16 protein-coding genes are annotated in these 15380 nt (G+C 39.3%); 5 read left to right on the forward strand and 11 right to left on the reverse strand.

Annotation, left to right across the window (positions count from 1 at the left end):
• Nucleotides 1–28: 28 nt before the first annotated feature.
• From RCG25_RS14825 to RCG25_RS14850, 6 genes are all read right to left on the reverse strand, one after another.
• Entirely contained in the window at nucleotides 29–754 is a 726-nt protein-coding gene (locus RCG25_RS14825; RefSeq protein ID WP_308079584.1) for a sigma-70 family RNA polymerase sigma factor, read from the reverse strand.
• Nucleotides 755–883: 129 nt separating this feature from the next.
• Nucleotides 884–1588: a response regulator gene (locus RCG25_RS14830; protein ID WP_308079585.1), complete on the reverse strand. Its 705-nt coding sequence runs from the start codon at nucleotides 1586–1588 to the stop codon at nucleotides 884–886.
• A complete protein-coding gene (locus RCG25_RS14835) occupies nucleotides 1545–3176 on the reverse strand; it encodes a sensor histidine kinase (RefSeq protein ID WP_308079586.1) in 1632 nt (543 codons plus the stop codon). Before RCG25_RS14835 ends, RCG25_RS14830 begins: the two co-directional genes overlap by 44 nt.
• Before the next feature lie 73 nt (nucleotides 3177–3249).
• A complete protein-coding gene (locus tag RCG25_RS14840) occupies nucleotides 3250–4776 on the reverse strand; it encodes a tripartite tricarboxylate transporter permease (protein WP_308079587.1) in 1527 nt (508 codons plus the stop codon).
• Between the two features lie 30 nt (nucleotides 4777–4806).
• On the reverse strand, nucleotides 4807–5259 hold the full coding sequence (locus RCG25_RS14845) for a tripartite tricarboxylate transporter TctB family protein (RefSeq protein WP_308079589.1): 453 nt from the start codon (nucleotides 5257–5259) through the stop codon (nucleotides 4807–4809).
• Nucleotides 5260–5317: 58 nt separating this feature from the next.
• Complete coding sequence (locus RCG25_RS14850) at nucleotides 5318–6346, reverse strand: Bug family tripartite tricarboxylate transporter substrate binding protein (protein WP_308079590.1); 1029 nt, start codon at nucleotides 6344–6346, stop codon at nucleotides 5318–5320.
• Between the two features lie 218 nt (nucleotides 6347–6564).
• Between RCG25_RS14850 and RCG25_RS14855 the strand changes: the two genes are divergently transcribed.
• Complete coding sequence (locus tag RCG25_RS14855) at nucleotides 6565–6762, forward strand: hypothetical protein (protein ID WP_308079591.1); 198 nt, start codon at nucleotides 6565–6567, stop codon at nucleotides 6760–6762.
• A gap of 112 nt (nucleotides 6763–6874) precedes the next feature.
• Nucleotides 6875–7078: a hypothetical protein gene (locus RCG25_RS14860; protein WP_308079592.1), complete on the forward strand. Its 204-nt coding sequence runs from the start codon at nucleotides 6875–6877 to the stop codon at nucleotides 7076–7078.
• Between the two features lie 63 nt (nucleotides 7079–7141).
• Here the strand turns inward: RCG25_RS14860 and RCG25_RS14865 are convergent, their stop codons facing one another.
• Both RCG25_RS14865 and RCG25_RS14870 read right to left on the reverse strand, forming a co-directional pair.
• Complete coding sequence (locus RCG25_RS14865) at nucleotides 7142–7510, reverse strand: hypothetical protein (RefSeq protein WP_308079593.1); 369 nt, start codon at nucleotides 7508–7510, stop codon at nucleotides 7142–7144.
• 205 nt (nucleotides 7511–7715) lie between these two features.
• A complete protein-coding gene (locus RCG25_RS14870; protein ID WP_374120997.1) occupies nucleotides 7716–9074 on the reverse strand; it encodes an MATE family efflux transporter in 1359 nt (452 codons plus the stop codon).
• A gap of 152 nt (nucleotides 9075–9226) precedes the next feature.
• Between RCG25_RS14870 and RCG25_RS14875 the strand changes: the two genes are divergently transcribed.
• Nucleotides 9227–9505, forward strand: coding sequence for a hypothetical protein (locus RCG25_RS14875; protein ID WP_308079594.1), 279 nt, complete (start codon nucleotides 9227–9229; stop codon nucleotides 9503–9505).
• A gap of 878 nt (nucleotides 9506–10383) precedes the next feature.
• Here RCG25_RS14875 and RCG25_RS14880 read toward each other — a convergent pair.
• Both RCG25_RS14880 and RCG25_RS14885 read right to left on the reverse strand, forming a co-directional pair.
• Complete coding sequence (locus RCG25_RS14880; RefSeq protein WP_308079595.1) at nucleotides 10384–11217, reverse strand: hypothetical protein; 834 nt, start codon at nucleotides 11215–11217, stop codon at nucleotides 10384–10386.
• A 482-nt stretch (nucleotides 11218–11699) separates the two neighbouring features.
• On the reverse strand, nucleotides 11700–11900 hold the full coding sequence (locus tag RCG25_RS14885) for a cold-shock protein (RefSeq protein ID WP_308079596.1): 201 nt from the start codon (nucleotides 11898–11900) through the stop codon (nucleotides 11700–11702).
• Nucleotides 11901–12235: 335 nt separating this feature from the next.
• Here RCG25_RS14885 and RCG25_RS14890 point away from each other — a divergent pair, with 335 nt between their 5' ends.
• Nucleotides 12236–13453: an MFS transporter gene (locus tag RCG25_RS14890; protein WP_308079598.1), complete on the forward strand. Its 1218-nt coding sequence runs from the start codon at nucleotides 12236–12238 to the stop codon at nucleotides 13451–13453.
• Nucleotides 13454–13582: 129 nt separating this feature from the next.
• Nucleotides 13583–14314 carry a protein-glutamine gamma-glutamyltransferase gene (locus RCG25_RS14895; protein ID WP_308079600.1) on the forward strand — a complete coding sequence of 244 codons (732 nt, stop codon included), beginning with the start codon at nucleotides 13583–13585 and terminating at the stop codon, nucleotides 14312–14314.
• A 71-nt stretch (nucleotides 14315–14385) separates the two neighbouring features.
• Here the strand turns inward: RCG25_RS14895 and RCG25_RS14900 are convergent, their stop codons facing one another.
• Nucleotides 14386–15207, reverse strand: coding sequence for a YitT family protein (locus RCG25_RS14900; RefSeq protein WP_308079601.1), 822 nt, complete (start codon nucleotides 15205–15207; stop codon nucleotides 14386–14388).
• Nucleotides 15208–15380: the final 173 nt, after the last annotated feature.

Genomic DNA, 15380 nt, shown 5'->3' on the forward strand with positions numbered 1-15380 from the left:
CTTTATTCCTCCTTGAAGCGATGATTGGCTATGCAGCCATACAGAGAGTGCTTGAAGGAGAGATGTTAGGACGGACCTTTTTGAAGCTTCTAGAAATAAGCGTAGGTTCAGTTCGAATACTTCTTAACGAAGGAATCACATCAATTAAGATGGTTGGGTCTTGATTTTTCAATGCCTCATAAAAAAGTTCCGAGAGCTGCTCCTGCTCTTCTACATCCCAAAAGGATTCTAAATCAAAGGACTGTTCCTCTTCGATTGCTTTTTCCAGTCGCTTTTTAGCTCGGTGGAGATTGGACTTCACCGCTATTTCTGTTACATCAAGGATATCGGCTATTTCCTTCAGTTGGTATTGAAAAGCCTCTTTTAAAAGAAAGATAACCGCTTGCTTTGGAGTGAATTTTTTCAAAAGCAATTCCACTGAATCATTTAGACCATCCAGTTGATGAGTAATAGCATGACTTGCACAATCAAAATCTGATTCCATTGTTTCCTTCTTTCTTTTACGAAGCAAATCAATCCAGTGATTGTAAGCCATTTTATTTAACAAAGCCGAAGTCATCTTTTGCGGTTGATTCGAATATCTTAATGCCTTAAGATACGTGTCTTGGGCGACATCCTCTCCATCCCATTTATTTTGGGTTAAAAAGTGACAATATCGCTGAAGTTTCGGATAATACTCCATCCAAAAGGCATCCTCAAACCTATTTTCGTCCTCTGAATTTTCTACGCTGTCCTGTCTAAGTTTGTGTGACATTGATTTCACTCCTTTGCACTCTCTACCCTATAAACGATTCAAGGAGGGTGAAAAGATACGGGGTCAAAATTTTTTTTGTTAGTGATACTATATGTGGCTCGTATTGGAATTAACCATGTCCATCCTTTATTAATGTACTAGGTAGACCCGCTCAGGGCGGCCAACTGTCCCATATGAGAGATCAGCCTCAATTTTTTCTTCTGACACCAAATGTTCTAAGTATCGTCTTGCAGTCGTTCGGCTAACACCAATTTCCTTAGCCACCAGCTCGGCCGTTAGCCCCCTACCTTCCCTGCCAAGGACCTCCAATACCTTTTCGAGTGTCAGTGGATCGATTCCTTTAGGTAGATAGACCCTTTCGTTCCCTCCATTTTCATTCTCTTTACGCAACAGCTTATCCACCTGCTGCTGTGTGACATGAAGACTTTCTTTGCCTAACTGGATCAGTTTGGTATGATACTCTTTATATCGTAACAATGATTGTTTGAACCGTTCAAACACGACGGGTTTAATAATATAATCAAATACACCAATACTAATGGCTTCCTGAACTTTGTGAATCTCTTTTGTTGCCGTTATCATGATGACATCCATTTGTTTGGTCTGCTGTTTCGTTTCCTTTAGTAAGTCTAATCCATTCATATCTGGAAAATACACATCTAATATAAGTAAGTCTGGCTGGAGGATCTCGATTAACGTTTTTGCCTCAATATAACTGGCGGCAATCCCAACTGTCTCAAACCCCTCTATTTGTTCAAGAAACCGCTTTTGGATTTCCGCTACTCGTAAGTCATCCTCCACAATTAACACGGTGATTGTTTGACCGCTGTTCATACATATTCCCCCTGCTTTTTGGTATTGCTACTGTGAAAATGGAGCCTTCTCCCGCATTCGAAGAAAATGTAATCGTTCCTTCTAATTCATTTAGCGCTTTTTGTACTAAACTAAGTCCGATTCCAGCATTGCTGCCTGTATTCTTTGTGGTAAAACCTGCCTGAAAAATCTGTTCACTCGTGTCTGGATTCATCCCAATGCCGTTGTCTTCTACTTCAATAATCAGTTCTTTACCCAAATCGGTCAGAAATAAGGAAACATTCTTTTCTTGCTTTTCATTTTCTTTTACGGCTTCAAAGGCATTATTGATGAGGTTTCCTATCACCGTTACTAATGCCTCTCTGCTTAACTCAGGTAGAATATCATTGAAACTGCTTTCTCTATCGATTGTAAAATGTATTTTTAACTCGCTTGCTAAACTAACCTTTCCTAAGATAAACCCTGCAATAATAGGATCTGGTACTTCTTTCATTAAGAATTGAATGAACCCCTGGGCAACATCCACTTCTTTTGAAATAAAATCAATGGCTTCCTGGTAGGACCCCAGTTGAATCAGGCCAAGTAATGTATAGAGACGATTTGAATATTCATGGGTTTGTGCGCGCAATCCCTCTGCATAGGCTTTAACATGGGATAATTCCTGTAGTAGCTGGGTGAGCTCCGATTTATTTCGAAAACTGGCAACAGCGCCAACCACTTCCCTTTTATTATTAAAAATAGGAATACGATTGGCTAAATAGACCTCGTCCATAATGATAATTTCCTGGTCATACTCGGCTTGTCCCGTCCGCACCACTTCAAGTAGATGGGTATTAACCAGCACTTCTTCAATTCTTTTTCCTCTTAGCAAGATATGATTGGGCACCTTCAAGATCGTATGAGCAGTTTCATTCACTACGGTAATTCTCCCATCGGTATCGATGGCGATGATTCCTTCATGAATAGATTCCAAGATCGCGTGCTTTTCTTGGTACATCCATGCGATTTCTTTTGGTTCTAGTCCAAAAATAGCTCTTTTTATATTTAACGAGATTAATAGAGCTGCCAATAACCCTCCTATTAATATAATTAATGTGGCAACAAAAATTTTCTTCTGTAACTTCGAAATCTCTTTTTCAATATCCGTTTGCAGATATCCAACCGAAACGACGCCAATGACTTCGCCGTTACTAAAAATGGGGGCTTTTCCCCTCAAGGAAGGACCTAACGTCCCCGTCGATTCGGAAATAACAGACTCTCCTTTAAATACTTGACCATTGTCTCCCCCTACCATTTTTTGACCCAAACGATTCGGGTTGGGATGCGAGTAACGGATTTCGTTTCTGTTCCCTATGACGATAAATTCTGCCCCTACCTGTTTTCTAATATTTTCAGCAATGGGCTGGATAATCGTTGAAGGATTATTGGTCCGAAAGGCTGCCTGAATCTCCGGCATATTGGCGATTGATTGAGCAACTGATAACGCTTTGGACCCGATTTCATGCTTCAAATTTGATTCCATAATATTTTTAAAGGTAAATTCTATAATCGTTCCAAGGACAATAATAAGTATGGAAATTCCTAGCATTAGCTTGGTATGTAGACGCATTCAAACACCTCTAACTCTATCATATTAAAAAAAACTCCTTTTAAAAAGGAGTTTTTTCTCAATCTTCAGAATCTTACCCTTCTACATTGATGATTACTTCTTTCCCTCTTCGTTTCATCATGAATGGAACTACCAGCCATAGGACAGTGATAAGAAGGAATGCTAAAGAAATCGGCCGTGTAAAAAATACACTGTAATCACCATTCGATATGGTTAGGGCTCTTCTTAAGTTATTTTCGATCATCGGTCCGAGGACTAGACCAAGAACGATCGGGGCAATGGGGTAATCATTTTTATTAAAAAAATACCCCAGGACTCCACAGCCCAATAATAGTAGAAGATCGTTGGTCGATACTTGAACAGCATAGACGCCAAAAATGGAAATGGCAATAATGATCGGTATTAAGTATTTCTTCGGTGTTTGAATGATTTTTGCAAATACCTTCACTAATGGAAGATTCAAGACTAAAAGCATGATGTTACCTATGAACATGCTGGCGATTAATCCCCATGCAACCTGTGGATGATCTTCAAATAACAATGGACCTGGTTGCACATTGTACATCATCAGAGCACCCATTAGGATAGCTGTGGTGCCAGAACCTGGTATCCCTAATGTTAATAATGGAATCATAGCACCGCCGGATGCCGCATTATTCGCTGATTCTGGTGCCGCCACCCCTGCGATCGTTCCTGTTCCAAATTTCGAAGGAGTTTTGGAAATCTTTTTTTCAAGAATATAAGAGAAGAAGGATGCAAGTGTTGCCCCAGCTCCCGGTAAGATTCCAACAAAGAAGCCAAGGATACTTCCGCGGGCAATCGGTCCAGCCGATTCTTTTAATTCCTCTTTGGATGGCAGCAAGTTATTAATTTTTGCAATATCCACCTCTTCTTCTTCTTTTTCTAGAATGGTCTTGAATACTTCACCGAGCGCAAACAATCCTACCGCTAAAGTTAGAAACTCAATTCCTTGGAAAAGCCATGGCACATCGAATGTAAATCTAGCAATCCCGGAAACACTGTCAATTCCAATTGTTCCGAGTAACAACCCACAAACAGTCATGATTAAGGCTTTTGTTACTGACTTTCCAGCTAAACCGCTAACGGCACCCAGTCCTAATAGCATTAAGGAAAAATATTCTGCCGGACCAAATTTTAGGGCTACGTCGGATAACGGCTTTGCTAGGGCAATCAAGGCTATCAGTGTCACGATTCCAGCTACAAACGATCCAATGGCTGCGATGGATAGTGCGCTGCCGGCCCTTCCTTTTTTTGCCATTTGATATCCGTCCAATGTTGTGACGACAGAGGACGATTCTCCTGGTGTATTTAATAGAATAGAAGTGGTAGACCCCCCATACATTGCTCCATAGTAAACTCCTTCTAATAAAATGATTGCGCTTGTTGCAGCCTGTTCTGGCGGCAGTCCGCCTGTAATGGATGCCGTTACCGGAATAAGAAGAGCTACACCACTCATTGGACCAATACCTGGCAATACGCCAACAGCGGTCCCTATTAAAACCCCAACAAAAGCAAAAATGATATTATACCAAATAAGGGCCGTTCCAAAACCTTGAATTAAATAATCTAATGTACTCATGATCTTTCCTCCTTTCTTCTATTACTGTGGTTAAAACCAAACAGGCCAACCTGGAAGTGTTCCCTTTAACACTTCAACAAATAAAAAGTATACGATTCCTGAAAAAGCAGCAGATATGATAAGGGATGACACCCACTTCGAACGTTCCATTGTTTGAAAGCAAATAAATAAAAAGACAAAAGTAGTAATCACATACCCTATTGTTTCCAAGGTTAAGATATAAGCCAATGTAGCAACGAAAATGATTAAAAACGGCTTATATTCTAATTTTCCCTTTGGTCTATGCTCTCCCTTTGAGATGATGGTTTCATAAAACAAGCGAATACTTAATAATACAAGGATAATACCAAGAATAAATGGAAAAATATCAGGACCTACTACACTACCGTATGACGAGCTTGATAGCTGCTTACTACCAACTATAAATAACACACCAACCGCAAGAAACATGACTGATGCGACACGATCGAATTTGATATCCATCTTCATACCCCCTCCTTAACTAATAGGGGAAGGAGAGAGACCACTCCTTCCCACACTATTACTTTTGCATCCCCAATGCTTCTAATAATTGCTGGACTTGTTTATCTTGTTCTTCTAAAAACTTTTTGAATTCGCCACTGTTTTTGTACTGTAACTCCCAGCCTTGAGTTTCTACTTCCTTCTTCCAATCAGGTGTCTTGACTAGCTTATCAATCGTATTTTCCCAATATGTTTTTGCTTCCTTAGACATCTTTTCAGGACCGAATACTCCGCGCCAAATGGTAAATTCGGCGTCAACTCCTTGTTCCTTTGAGGTCGGTACATCTTTAAAATCTCCTGTTAATCGATCAGTTGAAGTGACAGCCAATACTCGAATCTTACCTGCCTTTAAAAATTCCTTTACACTAGAAGCATCCGTTCCAATCACATCTGCATTTCCTCCAAGAAGTGCAGTAATCGCTTCCCCGCCGCCATCATAGGAGACATATTTAATTTTCGTAGGATCCACACCGTATTTATACGCTGGAAGTATGGAGATCAAGTGGTCCATCGAACCTGGTGCGGAACCACCTGCAAATGTTAGTTTAGTAGGGTCCTTTTTCACGTCTTCTAAGACGGATTTCAGATCCTTATATTTTGAATCGGCTTTTACGACAATGGCACCAAAATCCTTCGTCAACTGCGCTAATGGAGTGGTGTTTTTGTAGCCGTAAGGGCTGTTTCCTTCCTTTTTCAGGTTGTTAATAATGATCGGCGGTGAACTAACAAAGAGCATATCGTTGTTTGCCGCATGTTGGGTTGCGTATTCCGCCATAAATACAGCTCCACCGCCACCTGGCTTATTCTCTACTGTCAATGGCTGCGTTACTAGTTTTGTCTCGCTAAGTACTTTTGTAAAGGAACGTGCGGTTAGATCCCAACCACCACCTGCACCCGATGGAGCTACAACGGTAATGGCCTTCGTAGGATAGCCTGTACCTTCTTCCTTTTTACCAGAGCTAGCTGTTTCTTTACTGCTGCAAGCACCAAGGCTTAATGCCAATGCACCTGCACACATGACTGCTGAAATTCTTTTAATAGAAAACATTTTGTTTCCCCCTTTGTAAACGTTTTCTTAATTTTACAAAATCTTTTGCCCTTGAAAAGGTTATGTATTTAAACAGCATTAAAAACTTATAAACCATTTTGTTCATTTTGTTCACGTGCGGAAAATTGGAGATTTTTGCAGAAAAATAATAGTGGACTATTTTTATAAGCCTGATATAATCCAAATAGAATACATTATTACATTTAAAGGTGGCCACTATGGGGAACACATGTAGGTATGTTGTCAACGCACTTGGAAAAGGTGGGGAAACATATTATACGCGTTGTAAAGACAAACAAGAATTGAAGAACTGGATTTCTACTAATCGTGAAAAAATAATAATGGACGAATTAAAAATCACTGATAAACAACAAAGTCTATTTTCCAAATGGTTAGGCATGAAAAACTTATTTTAATGACTAGACGCCATTCTATTTAGAATGGCGTCATTTATTTGCTATTTTAGTTGATTACTAGCAAAGGAATTATTAACATATGGTATAATTATCCAACGGAGGTGCGTGTGGTATGGCAAGGGAAATTGAGGATAAAGTAACACCATCACGTTCAACAAGTAACAACAATAAAAATGACGTGAAAGTAAATAACAACTTCAGTTTAACGATTAACTTTGGAGATTCATTGAATGTATTAGCTTTAATTGCTGGAGTCTATTTGATTAGAAGAATGGCAAAAAACCGCAAACTGAAAAAGAAAGCTGAAAAAAAGTAATGGATTCCGGCCATTACTTTTTTATATATTTAACAAGATCCTTCCCCTTTTTCGTAAAGTCGTTTAATCATCTATCTCTCTTAGTTTGTTCCGTAATTCAATCATTACGGCTCTTGGGTTTTCCATTTCAAAAATAATATATTTGTATTTTCCAAAACCGTCTACTTCCAGATGAACAAGGGGAACATTGTGTTCACATGATATAAAATACCACTCATTTCCAAACTTAAAACTACCTTCAAAAATGTTCAGTGGCGCAATCGCGGTGCCAGGCATTTTAAGCATCCACATCGGTGGATCAAATTCATCGATATAGACACGTTTAATTGCCTTGTAAGGAATTCTCAATTGCCATTTGAGTGCAAATACACTCAGTACACCATTTAACCTAAGCACAAATTCATCCTTGGTGAAATTTACTTTTCTCCCCACTAAGATCACCCCACATGCGGATTTCGATCACCCATTATCCTTTATTTTACCACTGGAATTTTAAGTAAACCATTTCTTTTGCAAAAACAAAAAATGGACCAACCTCAAGTCAGTCCAATCTTTGATCGTATTAAGAACAGGCAAAATGTCCACCTCAAGAAGACAAATGTCCACGGATGGTGCCTGACACCCAAATAGGATCCTTCTACCCCTCTACAGTCACGAATTTCTTTTTCTGGATGTAGATCAGTCTGAGAGATAAGGCAATCCCTGCTGCTAGTAATCCTACAGTGAGTCCGATCCAATAGCCTCTTGCTTCTAAGCTTGTGTAATGGGCCAATACGAAGCCGACTGGAAGACAGATAAGCCAATAGGCAATTAAGGTCATGATAAAAGCGAGATTGACATCCTTATATCCTCTTAATGCTGCCTGTGCTGTCGCCTGGATAGCATCAGATATTTGAAAAAACAGCGCAAAGATTAAAAAGTTCGCTGTTAAGTTGATAACAGCCGTTTCGTTCGAATATAAGCCAGCCACTTGATAACGGAACACAACCACTAACAATCCCGTAAAGAGTGCAATGAAAATAGCCAGATATACACCAAGCCAGCTGTACTGTTTAGCGTCTTTATAACGCCGTGACCCGACTTCAAAGCCGACAAGAACGGTCAGCGCCGTGGAGATACTAATGGGAATCATATACAAGAATGACACGATATTTAAAGCCGATTGATAAGCCGCAATCGTTGTGACGTTAAATTTACTTAATAAAATCGTGACCACTGCAAACATACTTGTCTCGAAAAAGGTGGAAAGCCCCATCGGCACACCAATCTTTAAAATTTCCTTACATTCTTCCCACGAGAATTCCTTCTTGTTACTGAAAACCGGATAGGATGAGAATGGGTCTTGTGTTTTTACAATAAAAATGGTCATCCCCATGATGGCCCAATAAGTGATCGATGTCGCATACCCTGCCCCAGCGCCCCCTAACTCTGGAAAACCAAAATGCCCAAAGATAAACGCATAGTTCAAGAAGAAATTAAGAGGTAATGATGCTAACATAATCACCATAATCACACGTGTTTTCCCTAGAGCGTAAATAAACGACCTTAGGACGTTAAAAATAAAAAGAGGGACAATTCCAAAACTTAGACCAACTAAATAATCAAATGCCGTTTCTTGAACGTCCTCCGGCAGTTTCATTTTGTCTAAGATGGGATCTACTAAAAAGGATCCCAGAATAATGACCACGATGGCAATTAAAAAGGAAAGATACATGCCGTGTTTCACAACAGTGGATACTTCATTATTCCGTTTTTCACCGAATCGTTGTGCCGCAATGGGTGAAACCGCTAGCAAAATACCGCTGATCCCCATAAAAATAGGGCTCCAAACCGAGGAGCCAATCGCCACTCCTGCTAAATCGGAAGAATGATATTTCCCTGACATGATCGTATTGAAAAATACCATCGAAAACATGCCAAGCTGTGTAATTAAAATGGGAATTAATAAGACAATTATTTGTTTTGTTTTTTCCCTGATTGTAAAGGTCTGATTCATAACTGTGTGCTCCTTGAGAATAAAAATCCGAATCTTTATTATACTCTATTTCGAATTATTTTCCTCTAAATAAGTTTCCGCCTGTGATACCCATCACCCCTTCTTCTTCTTGCTTTTTTTAAAATATAGTTAGAGGGAGATGGGTTCTGCGTATGGAAAAACAATTGTCCGATTTGTCTATTTTCGAGAGCTACCGCAATCGACAGGTGATTCTTAACTACTATCAGGATGGAGATTTTTTATGGAAAAGAGATGGCTTTCACTTTGAATTGATCCAAATTGGAACTGAGCAGCTGCTATTTTTAAAAGGGAATGACAGCACAATATCGGTTCCCATAAATGATTACAAAACCGCTGTCATTAATACACAGTTTCCGAATTTCTTTATTTTGCGGAATGGTGAGGATCGCTTGGAGATTTATTTTCCTTGAGTTCAATTGACTAAGGTTCGATATACATTAAAAAAGTCGTATCCAGTACATAATCGGGAAGTTTTCGTCCCAGATAACGGTATTCCTTCCGCTCAAGAAGCTTCGCTTTCCGCATGAGGATCGTGGGGCTCCATTCAAGAAACATTTTGGTAACGTTGACGGTTTCTACGTTACCCTTTCCTCTTCCCTTCAGCCGCTTCGGGCACGTACGAGCCTGAAGCGGCTGATGGAGAAGGGTTTAAGGCCGTGTAAACAGGTTCTACGCGCCCGAACTAACTTGGGGAGAAAGGTTTAGGTCGCGTAGACGGGTTCTACGCGCCAGAATTGCCTAATGGAGAAGGGTTTAAGGTCGCGTAGACGGGTTCTACGCGCCCGAACTACCTGATGGAGAAGGGTTTAAGGTCGCGTAGACGGGTTCTACGCGACCGAACTACCTGATGGAGAAGGGTTTGGTCGCGTAGACGGGTTCTACGCGCCCGAACTACCTGATGGAGAAGAGTTTAGGTCGTGTAGACGGGTTCTACGCGACCGAACTACCTGATGGAGAAGGGTTTAGGTCGTGTAGACGAGTTCTACGCGACCGAACTAACTTGTGTAGAAAGGTTTAGGTCGCGTAGACGGGTTCTACGTTACCCAATTCCATTTCCTGCGACCACTTCGGGCACGTAGAAATTGATACTTCACTTTTCCTATAGGGCTAAAAGCATAAGTACCGCATGAAGAAAATGCGATAGTATTTTCAAGGATCTCGCACCTTCCGCTCCTATCAACATAGAGCCAAAATCTACAATAGCGATAAAATACCATTAAAAAAATAGACGTGCACCCATTCGCACGTCTCATTCTTTATGTTTACTGAAGGAACTTTTGGGTCCCACCTAGTTCTTTACAATTTTTGAAGGATTATTCACTTTGTATAGTACTGGCACATCGACAAGAAATTCTTCCTCTACATCTTTTCCCTTTGCTAACTTCTTAGCCGCTACTTTTCCGTCGAATTCCAGTTGATCTCCAACAGCCAGTTCAAACTTTTTAAGGGTTTTACTGTGACTGCACCACGCAAAACCAATTTCCAGTGGATTGTCTTGAATGATTTGTACATTCTCTAAGACAACTACTTCATCGTTTTCTTCATTGAACGGATTGTAAGTCAAGGCAAACTGTTTAACCGTTGCAGCAAAGTGTACTTTATCAGCCGGCAACTCGAGCTTTGGAGCCTTCTCTTTCTTCGGCTTTGTTTCTTTCACTTTTACTTGCTTCAGCTTTGGCTCGTCCTCTTTTTTCGGAAGTTCTTTGGCAGCAGCAGGCGATGTATCCTCTACCTTGTTGCTTTCTACTTTGTCTCCACTCTCTACTGTCGGTATGTCCTTATCCTCAAGATTCAACAAGCTTTCTTTTCCAAAGCTTGATTGCTGCATTTCCTTCAAATAGGCTGGGTGGATACAGCTCAACTGCCCTTCGTTAAACTCAATGACAATCGTATTAAATTCAGCCGCACTCCCATAGGTTTCATAGCCTTTAATGGATACAAGACGCTGGTAGTTCCTGTCTTTGTACCAAAATTCCCTTTTTGCTTCCTTAGCTGAGGAAAGCCCCCATTCCTTAAGCTTTTCCTTATAATGTTCCTCATCCCGAAAAGTATCGAATTCACCCTTTGGCGGAATATATTGTGTTAGTTCAAATTGTTCTATTTGCGGCCGCTCGATCACCACTCCACACTTCCTTCCATTATGTATATGTGTAGATTATATCATTTCATCTGAAAAACATTAATCGCGATGCCAAATATGGGCATAATTTAAAATGACTTAAACGAATTTTATTTATTTTTCCACAGAAAAAGTAGGTCTTTTCTATTTTCTATGTTATACTGATTTTACCATTTTCTTTATTGATTCATGACCTCTGTTCTTTCGATGAGAACGGGGGTTTTTGTTTGTCTTCATTTATTTCTACTTCTTTCATATGTATACTAATGTCTCTGTTAAAATTGCTCCAGACGCGAGTGGTTCGTGGGCGTTTCGGCGAAACGGGCCTTCGGGGGCTCCCCTGACCCGTACTCCCACAGGAGTCTTCGCGTCTTCCGCTCCAATCAACAGGGTATAAAAATCAAAAATGTTCTTTAACATAGCCATACAAAAAAAAGACTCTACAAGAGAGTCTTTTTCGTTTTTTCATTTATATAAAGCTTTTATTAAGCTTTACGAACGTTAGAAGCTTGTGGTCCACGTTGACCTTGCTCAACGTCAAAAGTTACTGTTTGGCCTTCGTCAAGAGATTTGAAGCCTTCGCCTTGGATAGCTGAGAAGTGTACGAATACGTCGTCTCCACCTTCGCGCTCGATGAATCCAAAACCTTTTTCTGCATTAAACCATTTTACTTTACCTTGTTCCATTTGTGTATCCTCCTGCTGTGTGCTGTGCACACATTTTAGTACTATCCTTGCTCAAATCTTCAAGACAGAAAGTTATTTCACTTAACGCTCTTGCCGATCCACAAAAATAATTCTTCTTTACTATAGCAGAAATAAATGGATAAAGCAAACGAATATCAACTTTTTTTCTACTATAGTGCTTTGAGATTAGATAAAAAAACTAACAAATAATTTCTTTTGAGGTTTCCAGCGTCTTGAAATAAAATTATTTTAAAATATAAAATTATTTTTCATCAAAATATCCATGAACGATTGTATAATAACAAAGATAATTAAATATGAAACGGTGAAGACACATGCGCACATATAATGAAAAAATTAGTATTTATCATGGAATGGTGTCAACCATTGCTGTGAATCTTGCGGGTAATTTTTTTCCTATTTTTGCAATTTCTATTCTTGGTGCTACTAATTATCAGGTTGGGTTGATTAGTTCACTTCCCCCACTGGTTGCCCTATTAACCACCATTCCTGCTGCGATTGTATTAAATCGACTAGAGCAGCAAAAAAGAACGGTAGCGATGTCCGTTTTTTGGGCGAGAATCATGTTTTTATTGTTGATTGGAGTGACTTTCGTTGCTTCTAACTATCAAGCCTGGGCATTTTTAATTATTGTTGCTTTAATGAATGTTCCAGGAACAATTTCTAACATTGGTTGGCAAACCCTAATAAGTGGGATGATTAGCGAAGAACGAAGAGGTTCATTTTTTAGTGACAGAAATCGGCTATTAACCATTGTTGGGATGGTTACCACCCTGATTATCGGTATCGTCATGAAAAAACAAACAGACAATGCACTCGCCTATCAATGTTTATTCTTCATTGCTTTTGTTTTTGGGCTGTTTGAAGTGTTCTTCTTATTAAAGCATAAAGAAAAGGCCGAGCCGAAGAAGAAGAAAGAACAAAATTCGTTTATGGATTGGTCGATTTTTAAGGATAACGGGTATAAATGGTTTCTAATATCTGCTCTGTGCTTTAATTTTACATGGCAGTTGGTTTGGGGATTATTCAATATCTATAATGTAAAATACGCTCATGCTACGATTCTTTGGATCAGTATCTTTTCCGTTGCGAACCAATTGGTGCAAATCTTTTCGTTTCCATTATGGAAAAAATGGGCCGAACAAAAATCCAATACACTTATGCTTGTTTGGGTAGCAGTGGGTATGGCAACCGCACCTATCTTAAATGTACTGTCAACGAACCTTTACTACTTAACCTTTGTTGCCATGACATCTGGATTTTTTGTTTCAGGCACGATGCTCTTATTGTTCAATCTTTTGTTAGAACAGTCGCCAAAGGAAAAAAGAACCTACTGTATTACCACCTATAATGTTCTCCTGTCATTCGTTGCCTTTATCGCCCCTCAAATTGGCATTTGGCTATTAGAAACAACCGGCATGCAGAAATCAATGGAAATCAGCACTATGCTTCGACTAATCAGTGCATTCGTATTTTTACTTATGTACATCAAATTCATGAAAAACCAAAAGCATGCACTACTAAAAAGCTAGTTAAAGGATATGGGGTGGATAAAATCCAACCCTTTTTTGTTGTGTCAATTAATGCTGTCATTTGTAGTGACAAAGATTCATATTTTTAAAAGGAAGTAGTTTGGCGGGAAACAAGAACAGGAGGTAAATATGATGATACTTATTAATCATCATCGTGTCAGGCCAAAGGATTTATTTCCTCATATTACAAATAAAGAACAAAGAACAATTATTGAATATATGGAGAAATATAGTGGGAATTATGAGTATGCCACACTAGATCAACTAAAATTTGAATTGATGTTCCGAACGAATACAATGACTGCTGCTCGTCAACAAGATAAAAGCGGTGCCAAGTTTACTACTTTTCAGTATGCCTTTTGCAATAAACAGTATTGGAATCGTCTAAATAATGGAGGCTTTCTCATAAAACCCAACATCAGGCCCTCAGTAGCTATTTTAGATATCATAAAAAATGGGCCTCTCTATGCCTTCGAATGTTCCACGGCAGTTGCTATTGTTTTATACATTGCCACACTTTACTCTATAGGTAGCTCAAGGTTTGACATTCTATTTAGCAATCTTTATTTAATGGATTGGCAATTTGATGAGGATATGAAAATGTATCAAAAGGTTGGGGACGACTATTTACCCGGTGACATACTCCATTTCAACAATCCAGATTTTAACCCAAAAGAACCCCATTGGCGTGCAGAAAACGTCATCTACTTTGGAGACGACCTATACCAAGGGCATGGAATCGGAATCAGAAATGCAAGCACCATCATCAACTTCTTAAACAAGAAAAGAAAACCGAATCCCCAACATTCCGCATACTTAATGACACTTATCACTCGACTCTATTATCAATCATTTCGCTAAGATGGTGTCAGGCATCATCTGTAATCATTTCCTCCGTCATAGACAGTTGTTGGGACGGTTAGATTGTTTTCCTAATTTTTTCTGAACCGTCCCATTACTTCCAGGGTTTGTGAGATGTTTACAAACGCATTTGGATCGGTGATTTTGATGGTATGTTTTGTTTCATTCAATTCAAATCTTGTTATCACAGTTGTTAGGACTTTTTTGGGTTTATGGGCGTAGGCGCCTTCTGCGTTATGTACCGTAATCCCCCTAGAGTGTAAATGGATAAGGGCGTCTATTAGTTCATCCCCTTTCTCAGTGACAATCCTTAAGGTTAATTTGTTTTGGTTTGTGTAAACCATATCGACTGCTCGACCTGCTACATAGATGGCGATCACTGTATATAAAGTGATATCCCATCCAAATATAAAGCCTGAAGTGCCAACAACTAGAAGGTTCATACATGCACTTAAAAAACCAACCTGCATGTTTCTTTTTTGAGAAAGAATAAGGCTGACGATATCCGTTCCGCCTGTTGAACCGCCAGTCTTGATGACAAGTCCGACGGCAATTCCATATAGAGCACCGCCGATTATTGATGAGAGTAAAATATCATTAGATATTGCGTGAATTGGAATTACTTTCAAACTGATTGACAAAACAACAACTGAATATATGGTATACAGGATAAATCTTTTTCCCAGATATTTAATACCTAAAATCAAAAGCGGAATATTAATTATCAATACAATCAAACCTGTATTGACGTGTAAATAATGATGAATAAAGAAAGCTATCCCGGTAACGCCCCCGGATGCCAATTTATGCGGGATAAGAAACGTGTTATAAGCAAACCCAAAAAGCATGGAACATAATCCTACCAGGATGATTTGATAAATTAATCGAAACAAATTAAGCACCTCTAATAGATTCTCTTGAACATTATTTGTGTTTTTAAATGAATATTTTCACCCTTGTCAGTAAGAGCAACAGGTTTTATCTTCCTGTTATATTACCACATAAATTGGAAAGGTATTCTAACCATTTTAAGAGGAGTTATCAAACAGAAAATTATCTCATATGC

This window comes from Neobacillus sp. PS2-9, assembly GCF_030915525.1.
In the GTDB taxonomy this organism is placed as follows: domain Bacteria; phylum Bacillota; class Bacilli; order Bacillales; family Cytobacillaceae; genus Neobacillus.